Raw genomic sequence first — 18,172 nt, 5'->3', positions numbered from 1 at the left:
CAATGTTTAAAATTAAAAAAATGAAGAACTTTCTGATTCTAAGTACTCTCGCTTTGTTTTTATTCTCCTCGTTTAAATCCGACAAACCGGCCTACGTGCTTTTTAATAAAGATGGCAAGCCGGTGAAATACGAAAAAATGCTGAAGCAAATGGAAGACGCCGACATTGTATTGTTTGGCGAGTTGCACGACAATCCTATTTCGCACTGGCTGCAGCTGGAACTCACAAAAGACCTGTATCAACAACAGGGTAAAAACCTGGTTCTGGGTGCCGAAATGTTTGAAAGCGATAACCAGGTGATTATGGATGAATACCTTTCGGGAAAAATATCGAACCGGAATTTTGAAGACGAAATACGTTTGTGGCCCAATTTTAAAACCGATTACAAACCGCTGGTGGAATTTGCCAAAGACAGTGGCCTTTATTTTGTGGCCACCAACGTTCCGCGTCGTTATGCATCGCTGGTTAATACAAAAGGTTTTGAAGGATTGGAAGAACTTTCGGACGAAGCAAAAGCTTTTTTACCACCGCTGCCGCCTGCTTACGATTCAACGTTGAATTGTTATGCCAGTATGATGAAAATGGAAGGAATGGGTAGCCATGTTACGGCCAATTTCCCGAAAGCACAAGCCATAAAAGATGCCACCATGGCACACTTCATACTGCAGAACTGGGAGCCGGGAAAAGTACTTTTGCATTACCATGGCGCCTATCACTCGCAAAATTTTGAAAGTATTTACTGGTACCTCAAACACGAAAAACCGGAGCTGAACATTGTTACGATACATTCGGTTACTCAGGATGATATTTCGGAATTAACAGAAAAAAATACGGGTGCTGCAGATTTTACAATTTGTGTGGATGAGGATATGACCCGAACACGATAAAAAAAAAAGCAGGAGCCTGGAATCCTGCTTTTATAATTTCGTGTGACCGGAGAACGTCTTAATTCTTGTTTTTTGCTTTTTTTTAAAGCTCCTGCAAGTTATAGCAGGAAAGCCAAAAAGTAAATACCTAATATTGGGTATTTTTACGTACATTGTAGGTTGGAAATTTGGGACATCATGTTTCGGTTATGGATGAAAAGAGTATAAACAAAATAAAAAAAGCCTGGGAACCTAACAAAGTTGGGCGCCCGGTGAAATCGGAGTTATACCTAAACATCATTGAACAAGTGGCCAATTTATTTTCTGCCGGAAGTTTCTATTACTACATCATGAACTTCGATACGCTCGAAATGGAGTATGTCGATTCGCGCATTGAAGACGTTTTAGGGTTAAGCACCAAAGAATGGAGTCTTGACACACTGTTTGAGTTAGTGCATCCTGAAGACCTGAAACAAATGCATCGAAAAGAGGCCAAAGCGGTTGATTTTATTCTAAACCACCTGGCAACCGAAGATATTTTAAAATATAAAGTGGTGTATTTGTTGCGGCTACGACACGCCAACGGAAATTATAAAACTATTCTGCAACAATCGAAAACACTTACTGTTTCGGAAGATGGCAAAGTCCAACAAGTGTTAGGAATTCATACCGATGTTACTTACCTGAATATGGCTGTGGATCATAAAATTTCGTTTATCGGCGATGGTCTTCCATCCTACTACTCCTTATCTACCGACGATGATTTTCATCCGGAGGAACTCAACTATCATACACTTTTTACTGCCCGGGAGAAAGAAATTCTCTCTAATGTTGCCAAAGGAAAAACATTCGCCGAAATAGCCGAAGTTTTAAATATTTCGCCACACACCATTAATACCCACAAAAAAAATATTCTGAAAAAAACGGATTGCAACAACACCACCGAATTGATTGCACGTTGCGTTCGCGAAGGAGTAATTTAGCTATCGGTAAAAATTCATTTCCTCGAGGTACTCCCAGCTTTTCTGCGGAAGAAAATGACGCACATCTTTTCCCTCTTTTATGGCCTTACGAATAAACGATGAAGAGATTTCCATTAACGGAGCATCTTTGGCCATCGTTATATTTTTCTCCACCAGCACCTTATCCGGATCGAAACCGGGGCGTGGATAAACTATTATTCCGTAATCCCTGAGTATGGTTTCGTAATTTTTCCACTTATGAAAGTTTTCGAGATTGTCCGAGCCCATCAATATTTTAAAATGATAGTTCGGGTGCTGTTCTTTTAAATAAGCCAATGTGTCGACCGTATAACTGGGTTTTGGCAGGCTGAATTCGATATTTGAAGCCCGAAAGCGGTCATCGCCTTCAACAGCACGGTGCACAAGCTCCAAACGCTGGTAATCGTCAAGCAGATTATTTTTCTTTTTTAGCGGATTATGCGGCGACACCACAAACCAAAGCTGGTCGATGTCGGTGTATTCCACCATATAGTTGGCAATGGCCAAATGCCCGATATGTATGGGATTGTAGCTACCAAAATATAACCCGATCTTTAACTTCAGATTGGTTTTGGGTGCGAGTATGTCGTTAACCAGGTTATTCATATCATTTTAAAACTCCCAATACTGAATATTCAATATCCAAATTTAGAAATTCTACATTGAACATTCATTATTGGATTTTTTTACTTCCTCAGAAATTCCGTGATAATTTTTTCAGCCTCCACAAAAGCGTCTTCCAGCTTGTCGTTTACAATTACCACATCAAACTGTGGGGCAAAGCTTAATTCGTGCTCGGCTTTGGCTACGCGCATGGCAATTTTTTCTTCGCTGTCGGTTGAGCGGCCAACCAGGCGGTTACGCAACTCTTCCACCGAAGGAGGCTGAACAAAAACAGCCAGAGCCTCATCGCCGTAATATTTTTTAATATTCAGGCCGCCAACAACATCCACATCAAAGATCACGTTTTTGCCTTGTTCGCGAATACGTTCCACTTCACTTTTCAGCGTTCCGTAACTGGTTCCTTTGTAAACTTCTTCCCACTCCAGAAACTCATCGTTTTCCACTTTTGCCAAAAACTCTTCTCCCGATAAAAAGTAGTAATCTTTACCGTGCATTTCGGTGTGGCGTGGTTCACGGCTGGTGGCCGATATCGAAAATTCAAGATCGAAACCTTGCTTTAACAAATGTTTTACGATGGTAGTTTTTCCTGCCCCTGATGGAGCTGAGAAGATGATCAATTTTCCTTTCATGATTTTAAGCTACGAGCCTCGAGCTGCTAGCTACGAGATTTTACTCACTAAAGTACGTTTAACAATTGTTCTTTAACGCGCTCCAGATGGTCTTTCATTTGTACAACGATACGCTGAATATTGGTTTCGTTGGCTTTTGATCCGATGGTGTTAATCTCGCGACCGATCTCCTGCGATATAAAACCAAGTTTTTTACCCGACGCGCCGTTTTGTTTTGCGGTTTCGAAGAAATACTCGCAATGGTTGGCCAAACGAACTTTCTCCTCGTTAATGTCCAGTTTTTCAAGGTAAAAGATCAGTTCCTGCTCAAAACGGTTTTCATCTACATTGCCATTCATCTTCAGGGCTTCCAGGTTATCCGTTAAACGAACCTTCAACGCTTCAATCCGCTGCTTCTCGAACGGTTCAACCTGTTTTAACAAAGTACTGATGTTCTCCACATTGCCAATAATATCAGCCTCCAATGCTTTTCCTTCGTTCTCGCGGAAATCGTTAATATCGCCAAGTGCGGCAAGAATATTGGCATAAATGGTTTCCCATTCTGCTTCGTCGAGTGTTTCGTATTCGGTTTTTACCACATCGGGCAAACGCATAGCTGCCTGCAAAGTACTTTGGTCAACAGCCAATCCCAGTTCTTTGCTGATCTCGTTCAGTTGATTGTAATAACCTTTCAGAATGGGCTCGTTAATTTTCGAATTGGTTTCGTCGCCCAGGTTTTCAACATAGATGTTAAAATCAACTTTACCGCGTACCAGTTTTTCGGCAATCGCTTTACGAATTATAATATCTTTTTCGCGATACAAGGCGGGAGTACGGGTGTTAATATCGATTTGTTTACTGTTTAGCGATTTAATTTCAATGGTAATCTTTTTGTTGTTTACCTCGAATTCGGCTTTACCAAAGCCGGTCATTGATTTTATCATGTGAAAATAATTTTATTCAAATTTAGTATAAAGTCTGTAAAAACAGCCGAACGGATTCCTGATGTTGAAAACTGGATGCTCGATACTCGATCCTGGATGCCGGATGCTCGATATTGGATTCTAGATGCTGGATGCCGGATCATCATTAAAGCATTATCGCATTTAACCATTCCTTCCCTTCAGTCCTTCAATCCCTCAGTCCCTCCATCTTATAAAATCGCTCCGGAACCGATCAGTTCATCATCGAGATACCAGGCAGCAAATTGCCCGGAGGTGATTCCCCGTTGTTCGTTTTCGAACAGGAACCAGGCACCGTCTTCTTTTATATGTATCGTTCCTTTTTCCAGCGGCTGACGGTAACGAATACGGATATCAAAATCGCGTTTTTCGCCAACCTGCATTTTCAGATCAGGACGTATCCAGTGCATATTTTCAGTGGCTACAAACAGTCCTTTGCGGTACAAACCGGGATGCTCAAAACCTTCGCCCACATATATTATGTTGCGTTTTACATCGGTGCCAAGAACAAAAAGCGGCTCTTTGCGGCCACCAATATTTAACCCTTTACGCTGACCGACGGTATAAAAATGTGCGCCCTGATGTTCGCCGATCACTTCACCATTCCACGGTTTATACGGAAACTGAAAACACAGCTTTTTATAGTTTTCTTCCGAAACCTCAATATTCTTTTTCTTTTCCATGAATTTGGCCGGAATCTCAATAACATTACCCACTTTCGGTTCCAGTTGCTGCTGCAAAAAGGTAGGCAGATCAACTTTCCCAACAAAACAAATACCCTGCGAATCTTTACGCTCGGCAGTTGGCAGGTTTTGCCGGCGTGCAATATCGCGCACCTTAGGTTTTAACAACTCACCCACCGGAAACATGGCTTTCGACAGCTGTTTCTGGTTCAACTGACACAGGAAATAACTCTGGTCTTTATTCGGATCTTTACCGGCCAAAAGCTGATGAATGGTTTCTCCATCCACTTCTACTTCCGACTTGCGGCAGTAATGCCCTGTTGCCACAAAATCGGCATCAAACTTCAGGGCTTCTTCCATAAAAGTGTCGAATTTAATCTCGCGGTTACACAGCACATCGGGATTTGGCGTGCGCCCGGCCTGGTATTCGGCAAACATATAATCCACCACGCGTTTTTTGTAATCCTCGCTCAAATCGACAATATGAAATGGGATATTGAGCTTTTTGGCCACCATTTTGGCAATCAGCGAATCTTCTTCCCACGTACACGAACTGGTAAGCACACCTTCGCGTTCGCGGTAGTTAATCATAAACAAACCGATTACCTCGTGCCCCTGCTCTTTCAACAGCCAGGCCGCCACACTCGAATCAACACCTCCGGAAAGTCCTACTACTACCCTGCTCATTTATACATTTTTAGGGCGGCAAAAATACAAGGAAAAAGTGGAAAGGACAAAGGAAGGTTTAGTGATTTAGGATAAAATAGTAATTGTGCGAATTAGTAAATGAGTTATTGAGTGAATGAGGAAGTAAAAAAAGATGATGAATGACGATTAATGAATTGGGAATCGTTCACTTGCAAGTTGCCGGGCGCTCCCGACGCAATCGGGACCGGCAGATACGCAGGAGATCGGGTACGAGTTCGGACTTGCCAGACTGCTCTTACTCCCGCCTGCCTATTACAACTTGTTAGCGGTTTAAATTATTTTCTTCTTTTTTTTAATACTTTTGACAGTAAAACTATATTCACCAAAACAAGAAATGCTATCAAATAAATTTGTCTGTTTTCATTTCTTGTTTCCATTATTATATTGTGTTCTCCCTTATATTTTCGAAGTTTTTCTAAGTCAGACAACCAATAATTTAACCCATCAGTTTTTCTTTCAAGTTTATAAATCTTCACTTTTAGTGAATCTGAAGTTTGGTCTTTAAACTCAGGAAATATTGAAGTTGGTGGAATTAAAATATTTGTTTTTGTCAGAGAAATTGTCGGACTACAATTGTTTATTTCAATTGTTGAATCATTTATTTGTGATGCGTAAACAATCCAAAGTCCAGGTTCTCTTGGAATTTCGGAGCACATTCCTGTTATACACCCATTAATTGTATCTCGCTGGTAGTCACCCTTAAAAAGTTCATTGATTTTAAACTGATAAGCTAAAACAAATGGGTCATTTTATTCGCACGAGATTAATTCTCCGGTAAATATTATGTCTGAATTGAGAATCGCTCTATGAACAGTACTGTCCCGTTCTTCTTTTGGGCATCTACATGCATTACAATTTAGATAAAACAGTATTCCGATTAATAGTAAAGTAACTTTCATTAAATGCGATTTTATGTTTGCTGCTAACGCTCATCTTCAAGTTGCCACGCGCCCCCGATGCAATCGGAAGTGTCAGCCCCGCAGGAATGAGGGCGAAAGGTCTGACTTGTTAGACCGCTAAAACCCCAGCCTGTCCTATGCAATATATATAGCAACCGTATTCCTTTATCAATCAATTATCACTTCAAAATATTTCATCTCATATTTAAAATCACTGCCCACAATTAAGATCTTTCCTCTAAATTCCAACGAGCCATAAGGCTGCATTTCTGTAATCTTAATTTCGAGAGTTAACTTTTTTCTCCGTTTATTAATAATCTCCCCTTCAATTAAATAGTCATAATCTTCTTCTGTACAATTCCTGCATGTTGCATATGTAGTTCTTACTCTTTTTTTTGATGAATCTATTCCAAATGGGATTTTCACACTATCACCGATACTTAAATCCTTAAAATCACTTTTATTGGTTTTACTTAATTCTTTTAGTTTTTTTCTTACCGCATCCAGTTTCGGTTTATCAGGTTCAAATTCTCTTTCATAACAAATTGTCTTAGTTGTAAAAAGTCCTTTATCTAAAGCATCGGAATGTATGTTGAGTAATTCATCAAATCTTTTCTTACGTATTCTATCTATTTTTTTAAACGACATAAAATTGTAAGTTCCATCGTATATCATTACAACTTCAACAGTGTCACAATCTTTCTTCAGTCTAATGTCAGTCCACTCCATACCTACGAAGCGAAACAGCAAACTATCAGTTTCTTGTGGAATGCTAATTCTAAATTGACCATGCATATCTGTTTCCCCAAGGAGCACATTGTCAGAGTTTTCAATATATACTCCTGGAAGTGGTTCTAAATATTCAGAAATTACTCTTCCGTAAATACTTCGGGTTTGTCCGTTGAGGTTCAAACTTGAAAGAAGTACAGCTAATATTGTGATGGTAATAATTCTCATTTTAGTACTGATCAGTATGTTGGCGAACGATGGTGGTATGAGGTCGTGGCGGTCAGACGAGAGTCTGAACAGTCCGACCGAAACTGAGGTTGGGACGAGATTCGACTTGCCGCCCTGAAGCTTTGGGGCGTACGATCCAAACCATGCTTTATTCCACGTGTTGCCACACATATTTAATTTATATTTAGCTTATACACTACAATTGCTTTATGATTATAGAATATTGTCAAATACCCAGACTTTCTTCCATCAAGAGGAATATTTAATGTCATGATGTGGTCGTTCTTCTCTGCCTCTATTCTTGTTGAATATTGTTGATCCTTAAAACAATAAGAAAAAGAATGATTATCAGTATTGCAGTCTAAATCAATTTGTATCTTACCATTATTGTCTTTTTGTATAACGCCATTCTCAGGAGAGTATATTTTGATTTCTGAGTTAAAAAAAGCTGAATAGTACAATGGTAAGTTTGCAAAATCTTGCTTTGTTCTTTGAATAAATAACCAGTCATTATTGAAAGGATAATGATTTAAGAAAAATAGTTCTGGCTCAGTAAACAGGTAGGTTGTATTTAATGAATGAATAAAAGTGCCGGCGTCCAAATCAACATATCCGGCACCCCAGGTTACATCAACAAGCTGCCACTTATCATTTATTTTAACAGCATTCCAGGTGTGCTTCTCTCCGCCAGAATTTCCTATCTCGTAATATCTTGTTTTAGCTGCTCCACTAATCATAACACATTCAATGTTATTCAAATCACAGAGCTTTTTAAACAATCTGGAATACCCATCACAAATTGCCTTTCTTTTATGAAAAACCTTCTGTACTGTTTTGTTATTATATTTTTCCTCCCGCTTTATTTTTTGTTTGTGTGTCCGATAGCTATAGGCCTTAGGTTTCTTTTTTGATTTAAATGCTTTTGTGTCGTATCCAATATTATTCGCAATCCATAAATATATTGCACAAGCTCGGTCTTGTGGAGAATCAAAATCACGACTAATTTTTTCTGCTAAGTCAACGCAGTTTGATAATGATTCAGGATATTCATTCACTGCCAATATTATTTCATCTCTGATTTGTCCTTTTAAAACAAAACCGGAAATTAAAATCAATAATATAGTCAGAATGCTGATTTTCATTATACGAATGCTAACTGCTTCCCCATCAACCAAAAGCAACCATAACCCCTAACACCGAAATTATTGTCAACCTCAGGGTTATTCTATCCAAATTTGTTGCTTGCTGTTTTAATGCGTGTATCAATGGTTATAATCTTTAGTGCATTAATATAATAATTATAATAAAAAGCCGGGAGGTGCAGGGCAATTATCTTATCAACCTCGCTTAAACCCATCACTCTGTTCAGAAATAAACCGTATTTTCCTGAAAAAGAACACCCTGAGACACAACAATTACCCTTTTGTGATACTTCTGTGATAAACCCAAACTACCTTTCGGATGTTCAACAAAGAAAACATTATCATGGAAAAGGCATTGATCATCGAAGACGACAAGGATATTTCCGAATTGGTTGCCATTCATCTAAGCGATATGGACCTGGAAGTTGACAAAGCTTTCGACGGGAAAGACGGATTAATGAAAGCGCTGAACAACCAGTATCGCTTTATTTTGCTCGATCTCCGGCTTCCGCTGCTCGACGGTTTTGAGATTTGTAAACGCCTGCGAATGGAAAAGGTAAACACCCCCATTTTAATGCTCACATCGAAATCGGAAGAGATCGACAAGGTGCTCGGGCTTGAAATGGGTGCCGACGATTATATCTCGAAACCTTTTGGTATTCGCGAATTGCTGGCACGTATAAAAGCGGTACTCCGGCGTTACGATTCGGCACAGACGAGTAGTGAAACGGAAGAAAAAGAAATTCGTTTTGATGATCTGTACATCAATGTAGGGATGCGTATTGTTGAATTAAACGGAACCCGGATTGAGCTTTCGCCAAAAGAATTCGACCTGCTGATTCACCTTGCATCGCACCCAGGCAGAACCTACACCCGCATGCAGCTGCTCAACCAGATTTGGGGCTACGAGTTCGAAGGATTTGAGCATACTGTAAACTCGCATATTAACCGCCTGCGCTCGAAAATTGAAACCAATATGAACGAACCACAATATATACTTACCACCTGGGGAGTTGGATACAAATTCAGAGAAAATTAAAAGCAAAAAAAGATGAAGACTAAAATATTTAACCGATTATACCTGCAGGTGTCAGCCATATTTTTGCTGGTGCTTTTTATGTTTACGGCCATCGCGCTGTACATTTCGGTACAATCGTCGGCCAAATATTCGGTAGAGGTGAACCAGCGCTTAAACCGCGAACTGGCTACCAGTACCGTTGAAAGTATTCAACCGCTAATGAAAGACGAAATTGCCAGCGACGAAGCTATTGCCGACCTGATGCACTCGATGATGGTAATCAATCCCATCGTTGAAGTGTATTTGCTCGATCCCGACGGAAAGATCCTGAATTACGTAGCGCCTGAAAAAGTGGTAAAACTAGAAAGCGTAAACCTGGAACCGATCAGGGAATTTATTGCCGACCCGGATCACAGCATTATTTACGGCGACGATCCGCGCAATCCGGGCGAATTTAAAACATTCTCGGCAGCCACCATTACCGAAGACGGAGAACTGAAAGGATACATCTATATCGTGTTGGCCAGCCAGAAATATGTTTCGGCGGCGCAAACCGTAATCGGCAGTTATATTCTGGGATTGTCCATCCGCTCGGTTATTATTATCCTCATCATTTCGGCGCTGGTGGGTTTGCTCGCCATTTGGGGTATTACCAAAAAACTAAACCCGATCATCGACGGAATTCAGGAATTTAAAACCGGGAACCTGGCATCGCGTATCGACGTGAAAAGCGAAGGAGAACTCGACAGGATTGCTTTGGTTTTTAACCAAATGGCCGACACCATTGAACAAAACATCCGCGAACTGGAAGGCGTTGATAACCTTCGGAGAGAGTTGATCAGCAATGTATCGCACGATTTGCGTACGCCGGTGGCTTCCATTCAGGGATATGCCGAAACGCTGATACTAAAACAGGATAATATTTCGGATGAAGAACGGAATAAGTACCATCAAATCATTTTTAAAAGTTGTGGTCGTTTGCAGCGACTGGTGGAGGAATTGTTCCAATTATCGAAACTGGAAACCAACCAGATTGAATTGCACACCGAGCCATTTTCCATTTCGGAGCTGGTGTACGACATCGTGAATAAATACCGTATCCTCTCGCAAAAGAAAGGTATTAATATCGACACGGTAATTGCCAAAAATGTTCCGGTGGTGGAGGCCGATATTTCGCTGATCAACCGGGTGTTGCAAAACCTCATCGATAATGCCATGAAATTCTGCCGCGAGGGCGACAGTATCCTCATTGAAATTGACACCAAAGAACCTGAAAGAGTGGAAGTCCGCGTTGTTGATTCCGGACCGGGGATTAAACAAGAAGATCTGCCGAACGTTTTTCAGCGTTACTTTAAAGGACGTAACGACGAGAACAGCACCGGCCTCGGGCTGGCCATTGTTAAAAAGATCATCGATCTGCACCATTCAAACATCCGGGTGCAAAGCCAGTACGGAAAAGGAGCTAAATTTATTTTCGATCTGCCTAAGGCGTTTTCGGCATAAAACACAGATTGATCCAGATAAGAAATAAATCTTTTCACCGCTGTCCGACTAAAATAAATACATACAAAGAGATTGCTTCACTTCGTTTGCAATGACATACTAACTGGAAGAGTGTAGGGCAGCGGACAGGAGAAAATCCTGCCGGAACCACTTTCGTTGATGTCCGCTGCCGGTATTTTTACGACTAATCGTCATTGCGAGGGAGCTTGTGACCGAAGCAATCTTTCTAACTTTTATTTAACCTGTATTTATCATTGGCAACGAAGTACAGTAATCTTAAAGTTTTACCACACCATTAAAAAGTTTATAAAAGCTTGAGCTTCTTGTGACTTTGCTGTGATACTTTCTTCGGAATTTTGATGTGAGTTAACATTAAAATCTAAAAAAAAATGAAAGCATTAAAATTTACAATGGTCGCAGCTTTGGCTGTATTCCTTTTTACAAGTTGCGAGAAAGACGAAATGATGGAACCGGAAACAAAAAGCGGTATGTTACCCGATGTGGTTCCTGCAAAAATGTACACGATAACGGTTGAAAACGTTTCTGTACCCTACCACTATTTTGAAGCAGGAGCCGAATTTGGCGTAACCGGCGGCGATGCAGCTCCTCCTGCACATCCCGGCGAAACCATTACGGTTCATTTTCATGCCGGACCAAGTCACAAATTATCATTTGCCTCGATGTACGGCGCATCAAACGACTGGTTTTATGCTCCGGGCGACGATGGAATTGAACTATTTCCCGGAGGAACGGCACTGGAGGGCGACATTACAAGTATGATCTATTTATGGGATGCCGGAACAGAGGTTGACGGATCGACTACCGATGAGGTGGAAAGTAATCCCGTCGGCATGGTTTCAACCACAGAAGAAAATATTCAGGTGCTTCTTGAATACAACGGAGAAAGCATGTTTACACTAACGATCAATGTGCTTCCCGGATCGGCGACACCACTTTCACCTACTGCCTGGGTGGTTCATTCAATGGATCAGCACCCGATTTTTATGAATGGTGAACTGGATTACGGAATGGGACTGGAAGCTTTGGCAGAAACCGGAAATGCAGGTCCGCTGGGTGAATACCTGGAAATGCACAGCGGTTATGTTTCGCCTGTGGCACCCGTTCTTTGGGCGGTACACGCAAAAGACGAAATGCCCATCTTCACCAACAACACAGCCGATCGTGGCGAAGGTTTGGAGTTATTGGCAGAAACCGGAAATCCGGGAGATCTGGCAGCCAGCCTGATTGGAATGGGATATCACGCAGGTGCTTACGCTGTTCCTGACGGAAAAAACAGTGCAGGTCCGCTTTTCCCAGGCGATACATACACCTTTAGCATTGATGCCCAGCCGAACCAATACCTGAGTATTGCCAGTATGTTGGGCAACTCCAACGATATTTTCTTTGCCTTTGGCGACAGTGGTATTAAGTTGAACTTTGGAAACGACGCCCAGGATATAACTGACGAAATTATGCTGTGGGATGCCGGTACCGAAGTGAACGAATACCCGGGAACAAAATCGATGGATGAAGATGAAGGCGGCGTAGTTCGTTTGCTCGACGATGGCTTTATGTATCCTGACGTAGATAAAATTATTAAGGTAACAATCAGAAAAAGTAAGTAGTACCAATTGTTTTTAAAGTGAGCTTTAAGCGAAACTTTAGAATTACAATGGTTTATGCCGATAGACAATTGAAAAGCGTTAAAGAGTGAAACGATGTTAAGGCTTAATTCAATTGCTCATCGGTATAGGTGCGAGGGAAAATGAGAGCAAAGAATCCGCCGGTGAAAGCCGGTGGATTTTTTTATTGCCTTTTTAAATGGTTCCTGCTGAAACAATACATCTGGCGTCATGGAAAAACCTACATCAAAAAGAATTATGAATTTTGATTTCAGAATGAATAGGCAATAGGCTAAAAACAGTCGCCAAAATTCTAATGTGTCTTATGTGATCTATGTGGTTCAAAAAAAATTGTGCTTTAGGATCTTTGTGATTTAACTCTTCTTTTCAGCGAGAATCAGCTAAATCAGTCTTATCAGTGTTCAAAACTTTTATTGTTTTTTCATTCGGTTGGTGCCAAAACAAGCCATTTCCCTTTCCTGGAAACCAACAGCGAAAAGAATTTCAAATGATGATTAACGATTTTTGATTTCAGAATGAGTAGGCAGTAAGCAAAAAACAGTCGGCAAAAGTAATGTGTTCTATGTGTCTAATGTGGTTGAAAACAGCTTTGTGTCTTTGCGTCTTTGTGTTTAAACTCGTCTTCCAGCGAGAATCAGCTAAATCAGTCTTATCAGTGTTCAAAACTTTTATTGTTTTTTCATTCGGTTGGTGCCAAAACAAGCCATTTCCCTTTCCGGGAAACCAACATCGAAAACGGTTTCAATTTCGTTATCGGCAATAATATTTATGGTAAAACGCGCCCGGCCTCCCGGAACAAAGTTTTCAATCCGTTCGGTTTCAAAAACAAGATGTTTTGGTGTTGAGATGGAATCATTCAAAGCATATTCAGTAAAATAACCTTCGTTGTGATACTGACGAAATAGTACCATTTCTCGGGCACGGTCGAAACTTATAATTCCTTTGTCGTCGTGCACTTCACCATCTGCATTTTGTGCTGTTGGTTCAAACTCCGAATGGTGTTTTACTTCGATGTATTGTTTGTTCATCAGCCACGAATAATCGGCTGTAATTTTTGATTTGGCATTTCCAAAACCCTCGCCGGTACCTTCCCACTTTCCAATTATATCTTCAAAACGGCTTAAAGGATTTTCCTGTGCAAACAAGCTAAATGAGACTACAACTAAAATGAAAGTGGCCAATCCTTTCCAATTCATTGTTTCTTTTTTTTCTGGTACGACTGACGGTGTTTGTGCTGGCTGTTGCCTTTTTTGTATTTATGAAATTTCCCGTGCCCGTGCTTTTTCCCTTTCGAAGGAGTTCGCCATGCCGGGCCTTCGCCAAACTGCTCGGGTAGCGGAATTTTAAATACTTCGCGCTCGATCAGCTCCTCAATACGATGGAACTTGTACATATCGTCTTCGTTCACCAAGGTAAGTGCCACACCTGTTGAATCGGCACGCGCAGTTCGTCCAACGCGGTGCACGTAATCTTCGGCATCGCCCGGCACATCGTAGTTGATCACCAGGTTAATATCTTTAATATCAATACCACGGCTCATTACATCGGTAGCCACCAAAATTCGAATCCGTCTGGATCGGAATCCGTTCAGTACATTTTCGCGCTCACGCTGTTCAAGATCCGAGGAAATAGCTTCGGCATCAAAACCTTTCTTTTTTAGCCTTTTTGCCAATTCGTTGGTTACACGCTTGGTTGAGCAGAAAATGATAACACTGCTGTAATCCGGGTTCTCCGAAATGAGGTGCGCCACCAAATCGCCCTTTTGTTTATCGTAAATAAGGTACGCGGCCTGTAACACGCCTTCTGCCGGTTTCGACATGGCAATGTTTATCTCCTTTGGATTATTCAGGATCTCCGAAGCCAGCTTCCTGATCTTCGGTGCCATGGTTGCACTGAACATCAGCGTTTGGCGCTCTTTTGGCAGGTATGAAATAATCTTCGTAATGTCTTCGTAAAAACCAATATCCAGCATCCGGTCGGCCTCATCGAGAATCAGAAATTCGATCTTATCAAATTTTACGTACCCAAGGTTCAGGTGCGAGATCAATTTTCCGGGAGTAGCAATAATAATGTCGGCTCCTTTGGTCAATGCTCGTTTTTGTTGGCCCCATTCGTCTCCATCGCCACCGCCGTACAAGGCTATAGAATGGATGCCCATGGTATAGCCAATTCCCTGCACCTGCTGATCGATTTGCATGGCCAGCTCGCGCGTTGGTACAATAATCAGTGTTGAGGTTTCTCCGCCGGGCAAATCGGCAATTAAATCAAGAATAGGGAGCAAAAAAGCTGCGGTTTTTCCTGTTCCGGTTTGGGCACAGGCAATAAGGTCGCTACCTTCCAATATAATGGGAATTGCCTGCTCCTGAATCGGAGTAGCATTTTTAAATCCCATGTATTCTATGGCATCTAATAAATCGTAATTAATGCCAAGTTCTTCAAACGTCATTCAATACTTTTAATATGTGCTTACAAATGTAGTTAAAATAAACGGCACAGTAGGATTACACCACCTTATGTATGAACCAAACTGTCAACAATTAAAAAGATCATCATAAAAAGGTAGAGGAAGTTGAGTTTGTAGAATGAGGGGCGTACTTTAAACTCGTCCTGAACAAATACTGCCATGGTGAGCGACGACAGCAGGTAAAAGATATAAAACATTAGCAAGAACATGATGAGTTTGTTGCCAATAACAAAAAAGATAACCAGGAATGCGGATGCTATTGTTGTGAGAATCCAGGTGTAGGTTACCCGTTTTATTTGTACTTCGGAAAAAAGCTGGTTCAGGCTGGGCATTTTTGCCAGTTTATATTGCTCGCCAAACATCAGCAGCAGCAACCAGAAATGTGGAATTTGCCCGATAAAAAAGAAGGCTGCTACCAATAATATTATTTCAGAGGAAAGACTTCCACCTGCTCCGGCCCAACCGATCATAGGAGGAATTGCGCCAACCATCGATCCGGGAATTACGGCAAAAGCCGATACTTTTTTTAGTGGTGTGTAAACGCCGTTGTAAAAGAAAAGTGTAAGCCAGCTTAAAACCAACGCCATTGGCGGATTACTAAGAATAAGAACGATTGAACCAACAAGCGCAAAAGCAATGGCTACCAACAATGCATTTTGGGGGCTGATTTTTCCGCTTGGTAACGGCCGGTCTTTTGTGCGTGGCATTTGTGCATCAATATCGCGTTCCTGCCAGTGGTTGAGAACACTCGAACTGCAAGCCATAAAAAATACGCCCAGCAACAACCACCAGCCCTGTGCATCAACATTGTGCGTAAAAAGCACATAACCGGTTAGTGCCGATAAAGCAATGGGTAGCGAAATTCGCACTTTGCCCAATTCGTATATTATTCTTAGCTGCTGTTTCATTATTATTTGAACCACATAAACTCAAAGATTTTCGAACCACATTAGGCACATCGGACACATTAGTATTTTGCCTAATGCTTTTGTCTACTGCCTACTAATCCTGAAATCTTAAATCGTTAATCTTCATTCTGCAATCTTCTTTTTCCCTCCTCATTCACTCAATCACTTTTTTACTATTCTTCCCAGTCCATCCTTCGACTCCCGATGCTCTGATCGGGACAAGTACGCTCAGGATGACTCTTTGCCTACTGCCTACTTTTTTCTTTTTGCCTTTCTACTTTTGCCTTTTGCCTTATAAAATCTACTTCAATGTTTTCAGGTACTCAATAATATTATCAATATCGTCGTCCGAAAGCTGTCCTTCGTACGTTACCATTAATCCTTTATTGTATCCGTCCACAACATCGGCATTAGGTTCGTAAATCGATTTCCGAATGTAATCTTCGTCCACCGTAACCTGACGTGTTTCGCGCCCGGTTTGGACTGTATGTTCGGCGCCCCAAATACCTTTAAAACTTGGGCCAACCAGTTTGGTTCCATCCAGCGTGTGGCAGGCAAAACAGCCAATATTCTGCATAATTCGTTTACCCGTTGCCGCCGGCGAATCTATCGCGGCTGCCGTGGCTGCAACATTTGTTGTATCGGCTATCCACGTTTGGAATGCCGAATCTTCCATCACCTCCACATAAGTGTACATGTAGGAGTGTTGCAATCCGCAATACTCGGCACAATACAACTCGTACGTACCCACTTTTTGCGGCTCAAACCACATAAAGTTATCCTTCTTTCCGGGTACCATATCCTGCTTTACACGAAACGCCGGAATGTAAAGACTATGCAGCACATCCATGGCCACCAGGTTTAATTTTACCGGCTGGTCTTTTGGCAGAAAAAGTGTATCGGTACGTCGACCGTTTTCATATTCAAAACTAAAGTTCCACATTCGTCCGTAAGCCGTAATTTCCATCGCGTCTTTTGGCGCACGCTGCATGGGCTTCCACCCTGCCCAGCCGTAGTAAAACATCAGCATGGTAATAAGAAAAGGAATAACGGTCCAAATGATTTCGAGTTTTGTACTTCCTTCAATCTGGGTTGCTTTTGGATTCTTTTTCTTATTGTACTTAAAAATGAAGACAAGCATTACTACCGTTAGCCCGATAAGGAACAAAAACGATATGCCCATTATGACAAGAAATGCAGTGTCGACACCCTGAACAAAATTTGAGGCTTTGGTTATTTCTGAGCTATACATAGTTATACTCTATAGAGGTAATCTAAAAAGGTTATCACAATCACAACCACAAAAATGGCAAATACAAAGGCCACCATAAGTTTTATGTATGGTTTGTCGTATTTCAGGTGCATAAAATAAGTTAACACCAGAACTGATTTTACAACAGCAAACAACAAGGCTGCGGCAACGGTAAATTCGCCCAGTTCTATCGAGGTAATTCCTATCGACGCAAAAGTAAGTACCAGCAATGCAACCAGTACAATTACGTATAAACGGTACGGAACGATATGATGATGTTTATCTTCTGACATAGTGTTAGTTTTAATGGATGAGATAAAATAGCGGGAACAGGAAAATCCAAATCAAATCGACAAGGTGCCAGTACAAGCCGCAGTTATCGAGTAACGACGGGCGTTTGGCATTTACTTTTCCGTTGGCAACACCTTTAATGGCAAATCCCATAATTATGAGGCCCACAATAATGTGCAGTGCATGCAATCCGGTCATTACAAAGTACAAACCAAAGAAAAGGATTTCGCCCTGGCTCATTTCATTCAGCATTTGTTCTGATCCCGGCCATATTCCGTGCGAGAATTTTATGCCCCACTCAAAGTACTTATTCACCAAAAAGCCAATGCCGATAATAAAAGTTATTACTACCAGTGCAATGGCCACTTTTTTGTGTCCTTTCTGCAAAGCGGTGGTCGACATGGCAATCGTCATACTACTTACCAGAAGAATAACGGTGTTAAACGCGCCAATAAAGGTGTTTAGTTCTTCAGCTGCCAGGTGAAAGGCGTCGGGATTCATGTACCGATAAACCGAATAAACGATAAACAGGCCGCCAAACAACAGTAGTTCTGTAAAAATAAACAGCCACATTCCGATTTTCGACGATTCTGGATCGTACATGTCGGGGTGCTCTACATGTGCATGTTGATGTTCAGCCATA

Annotated in this window: 18 protein-coding genes; 5 read left to right on the top strand and 13 right to left on the bottom strand. The window is 41.4% G+C overall.

The window, feature by feature from the left end; genetic code table 11:
• Positions 1 to 20 precede the first annotated feature (20 nt).
• Together LH29_RS03565 and LH29_RS03560 are read left to right on the top strand one after the other, a co-directional pair.
• Positions 21 to 887, top strand: coding sequence for a ChaN family lipoprotein (locus tag LH29_RS03565; protein WP_045028624.1), 867 nt, complete (start codon positions 21 to 23; stop codon positions 885 to 887).
• A 188-nt stretch (positions 888 to 1,075) separates the two neighbouring features.
• Complete coding sequence (locus LH29_RS03560; protein ID WP_045026132.1) at positions 1,076 to 1,849, top strand: LuxR C-terminal-related transcriptional regulator; 774 nt, start codon at positions 1,076 to 1,078, stop codon at positions 1,847 to 1,849.
• On the opposite strand, the gene nadD is transcribed toward LH29_RS03560, so the two are convergent.
• The 7 genes from nadD to LH29_RS03525 form a co-directional block, all read right to left on the bottom strand.
• Positions 1,850 to 2,473 (bottom strand): nicotinate (nicotinamide) nucleotide adenylyltransferase, encoded by a 624-nt coding sequence (gene nadD, locus LH29_RS03555; RefSeq protein WP_045026131.1) that lies wholly within the window; start codon positions 2,471 to 2,473, stop codon positions 1,850 to 1,852.
• Between the two features lie 80 nt (positions 2,474 to 2,553).
• Positions 2,554 to 3,120 carry a guanylate kinase gene (gmk, locus tag LH29_RS03550; RefSeq protein ID WP_045026130.1) on the bottom strand — a complete coding sequence of 189 codons (567 nt, stop codon included), beginning with the start codon at positions 3,118 to 3,120 and terminating at the stop codon, positions 2,554 to 2,556.
• Between the two features lie 47 nt (positions 3,121 to 3,167).
• Entirely contained in the window at positions 3,168 to 4,043 is an 876-nt protein-coding gene (locus tag LH29_RS03545; protein ID WP_045026129.1) for a YicC/YloC family endoribonuclease, read from the bottom strand.
• A 209-nt stretch (positions 4,044 to 4,252) separates the two neighbouring features.
• Positions 4,253 to 5,431, bottom strand: coding sequence for a tRNA 2-thiouridine(34) synthase MnmA (gene mnmA, locus LH29_RS03540; protein WP_045026128.1), 1,179 nt, complete (start codon positions 5,429 to 5,431; stop codon positions 4,253 to 4,255).
• Positions 5,432 to 5,727: 296 nt separating this feature from the next.
• Positions 5,728 to 6,108 (bottom strand): hypothetical protein, encoded by a 381-nt coding sequence (locus LH29_RS03535; protein ID WP_045026127.1) that lies wholly within the window; start codon positions 6,106 to 6,108, stop codon positions 5,728 to 5,730.
• Between the two features lie 411 nt (positions 6,109 to 6,519).
• Entirely contained in the window at positions 6,520 to 7,308 is a 789-nt protein-coding gene (locus LH29_RS03530; RefSeq protein ID WP_157493551.1) for a hypothetical protein, read from the bottom strand.
• A 173-nt stretch (positions 7,309 to 7,481) separates the two neighbouring features.
• Positions 7,482 to 8,450, bottom strand: coding sequence for a transglutaminase domain-containing protein (locus LH29_RS03525; RefSeq protein WP_045026125.1), 969 nt, complete (start codon positions 8,448 to 8,450; stop codon positions 7,482 to 7,484).
• Between the two features lie 319 nt (positions 8,451 to 8,769).
• Between LH29_RS03525 and LH29_RS03520 the strand changes: the two genes are divergently transcribed.
• The 3 genes from LH29_RS03520 (at position 8,770) to LH29_RS03510 (ending at position 12,596) form a co-directional block, all read left to right on the top strand.
• Positions 8,770 to 9,489, top strand: a complete 720-nt coding sequence (locus tag LH29_RS03520) for a response regulator transcription factor (RefSeq protein WP_198152338.1) — start codon at positions 8,770 to 8,772, stop codon at positions 9,487 to 9,489.
• 12 nt (positions 9,490 to 9,501) lie between these two features.
• Positions 9,502 to 10,971: a sensor histidine kinase gene (locus tag LH29_RS03515; protein WP_045026124.1), complete on the top strand. Its 1,470-nt coding sequence runs from the start codon at positions 9,502 to 9,504 to the stop codon at positions 10,969 to 10,971.
• 389 nt (positions 10,972 to 11,360) lie between these two features.
• Positions 11,361 to 12,596 carry a spondin domain-containing protein gene (locus LH29_RS03510; protein WP_045026123.1) on the top strand — a complete coding sequence of 412 codons (1,236 nt, stop codon included), beginning with the start codon at positions 11,361 to 11,363 and terminating at the stop codon, positions 12,594 to 12,596.
• A 686-nt stretch (positions 12,597 to 13,282) separates the two neighbouring features.
• On the opposite strand, the gene LH29_RS03505 is transcribed toward LH29_RS03510, so the two are convergent.
• The 6 genes from LH29_RS03505 to LH29_RS03480 form a co-directional block, all read right to left on the bottom strand.
• Complete coding sequence (locus tag LH29_RS03505; RefSeq protein ID WP_157493550.1) at positions 13,283 to 13,810, bottom strand: hypothetical protein; 528 nt, start codon at positions 13,808 to 13,810, stop codon at positions 13,283 to 13,285.
• Complete coding sequence (locus tag LH29_RS03500) at positions 13,807 to 15,060, bottom strand: DEAD/DEAH box helicase (protein ID WP_045026121.1); 1,254 nt, start codon at positions 15,058 to 15,060, stop codon at positions 13,807 to 13,809. The genes LH29_RS03505 and LH29_RS03500 overlap by 4 nt, the downstream gene beginning before the upstream one ends.
• Positions 15,061 to 15,125: 65 nt before the next feature.
• On the bottom strand, positions 15,126 to 15,986 hold the full coding sequence (locus tag LH29_RS03495) for a protoheme IX farnesyltransferase (protein WP_052670580.1): 861 nt from the start codon (positions 15,984 to 15,986) through the stop codon (positions 15,126 to 15,128).
• A 301-nt stretch (positions 15,987 to 16,287) separates the two neighbouring features.
• Positions 16,288 to 17,238, bottom strand: a complete 951-nt coding sequence (gene coxB / locus LH29_RS03490; protein ID WP_045026120.1) for a cytochrome c oxidase subunit II — start codon at positions 17,236 to 17,238, stop codon at positions 16,288 to 16,290.
• A gap of 2 nt (positions 17,239 to 17,240) precedes the next feature.
• A complete protein-coding gene (locus LH29_RS03485) occupies positions 17,241 to 17,531 on the bottom strand; it encodes a cytochrome C oxidase subunit IV family protein (protein ID WP_045026119.1) in 291 nt (96 codons plus the stop codon).
• Between the two features lie 10 nt (positions 17,532 to 17,541).
• On the bottom strand, positions 17,542 to 18,171 hold the full coding sequence (locus LH29_RS03480; protein ID WP_045028619.1) for a cytochrome c oxidase subunit 3 family protein: 630 nt from the start codon (positions 18,169 to 18,171) through the stop codon (positions 17,542 to 17,544).
• Position 18,172: the final 1 nt, after the last annotated feature.

The sequence above is a fragment of the Draconibacterium sediminis genome (assembly GCF_000949475.1).
In the GTDB taxonomy this organism is placed as follows: Bacteria; Bacteroidota; Bacteroidia; order Bacteroidales; family Prolixibacteraceae; genus Draconibacterium; species Draconibacterium sediminis.
Note: the sequence above shows the minus strand (reverse complement) of the source record. Positions and strands in the feature narration are given on the sequence as shown.

Bases quoted from the DNA above. Each gene is read 5' to 3' on its own strand.
- LH29_RS03565 (WP_045028624.1), top strand. From the start codon at position 21: ATGAAGAACTTTCTGATTCTAAGTACTCTCGCTTTGTTTTTATTCTCC.
- LH29_RS03560 (WP_045026132.1), top strand. From the start codon at position 1,076: ATGGATGAAAAGAGTATAAACAAAATAAAAAAAGCCTGGGAACCTAAC.
- nadD (WP_045026131.1), bottom strand. From the start codon at position 2,473: ATGAATAACCTGGTTAACGACATACTCGCACCCAAAACCAATCTGAAG.
- gmk (WP_045026130.1), bottom strand. From the start codon at position 3,120: ATGAAAGGAAAATTGATCATCTTCTCAGCTCCATCAGGGGCAGGAAAA.
- LH29_RS03545 (WP_045026129.1), bottom strand. From the start codon at position 4,043: ATGATAAAATCAATGACCGGCTTTGGTAAAGCCGAATTCGAGGTAAAC.
- mnmA (WP_045026128.1), bottom strand. From the start codon at position 5,431: ATGAGCAGGGTAGTAGTAGGACTTTCCGGAGGTGTTGATTCGAGTGTG.
- LH29_RS03535 (WP_045026127.1), bottom strand. From the start codon at position 6,108: ATGTGCTCCGAAATTCCAAGAGAACCTGGACTTTGGATTGTTTACGCA.
- LH29_RS03530 (WP_157493551.1), bottom strand. From the start codon at position 7,308: ATGAGAATTATTACCATCACAATATTAGCTGTACTTCTTTCAAGTTTG.
- LH29_RS03525 (WP_045026125.1), bottom strand. From the start codon at position 8,450: ATGAAAATCAGCATTCTGACTATATTATTGATTTTAATTTCCGGTTTT.
- LH29_RS03520 (WP_198152338.1), top strand. From the start codon at position 8,770: ATGTTCAACAAAGAAAACATTATCATGGAAAAGGCATTGATCATCGAA.
- LH29_RS03515 (WP_045026124.1), top strand. From the start codon at position 9,502: ATGAAGACTAAAATATTTAACCGATTATACCTGCAGGTGTCAGCCATA.
- LH29_RS03510 (WP_045026123.1), top strand. From the start codon at position 11,361: ATGAAAGCATTAAAATTTACAATGGTCGCAGCTTTGGCTGTATTCCTT.
- LH29_RS03505 (WP_157493550.1), bottom strand. From the start codon at position 13,810: ATGAATTGGAAAGGATTGGCCACTTTCATTTTAGTTGTAGTCTCATTT.
- LH29_RS03500 (WP_045026121.1), bottom strand. From the start codon at position 15,060: ATGACGTTTGAAGAACTTGGCATTAATTACGATTTATTAGATGCCATA.
- LH29_RS03495 (WP_052670580.1), bottom strand. From the start codon at position 15,986: ATGAAACAGCAGCTAAGAATAATATACGAATTGGGCAAAGTGCGAATT.
- coxB (WP_045026120.1), bottom strand. From the start codon at position 17,238: ATGTATAGCTCAGAAATAACCAAAGCCTCAAATTTTGTTCAGGGTGTC.
- LH29_RS03485 (WP_045026119.1), bottom strand. From the start codon at position 17,531: ATGTCAGAAGATAAACATCATCATATCGTTCCGTACCGTTTATACGTA.
- LH29_RS03480 (WP_045028619.1), bottom strand. From the start codon at position 18,171: ATGGCTGAACATCAACATGCACATGTAGAGCACCCCGACATGTACGAT.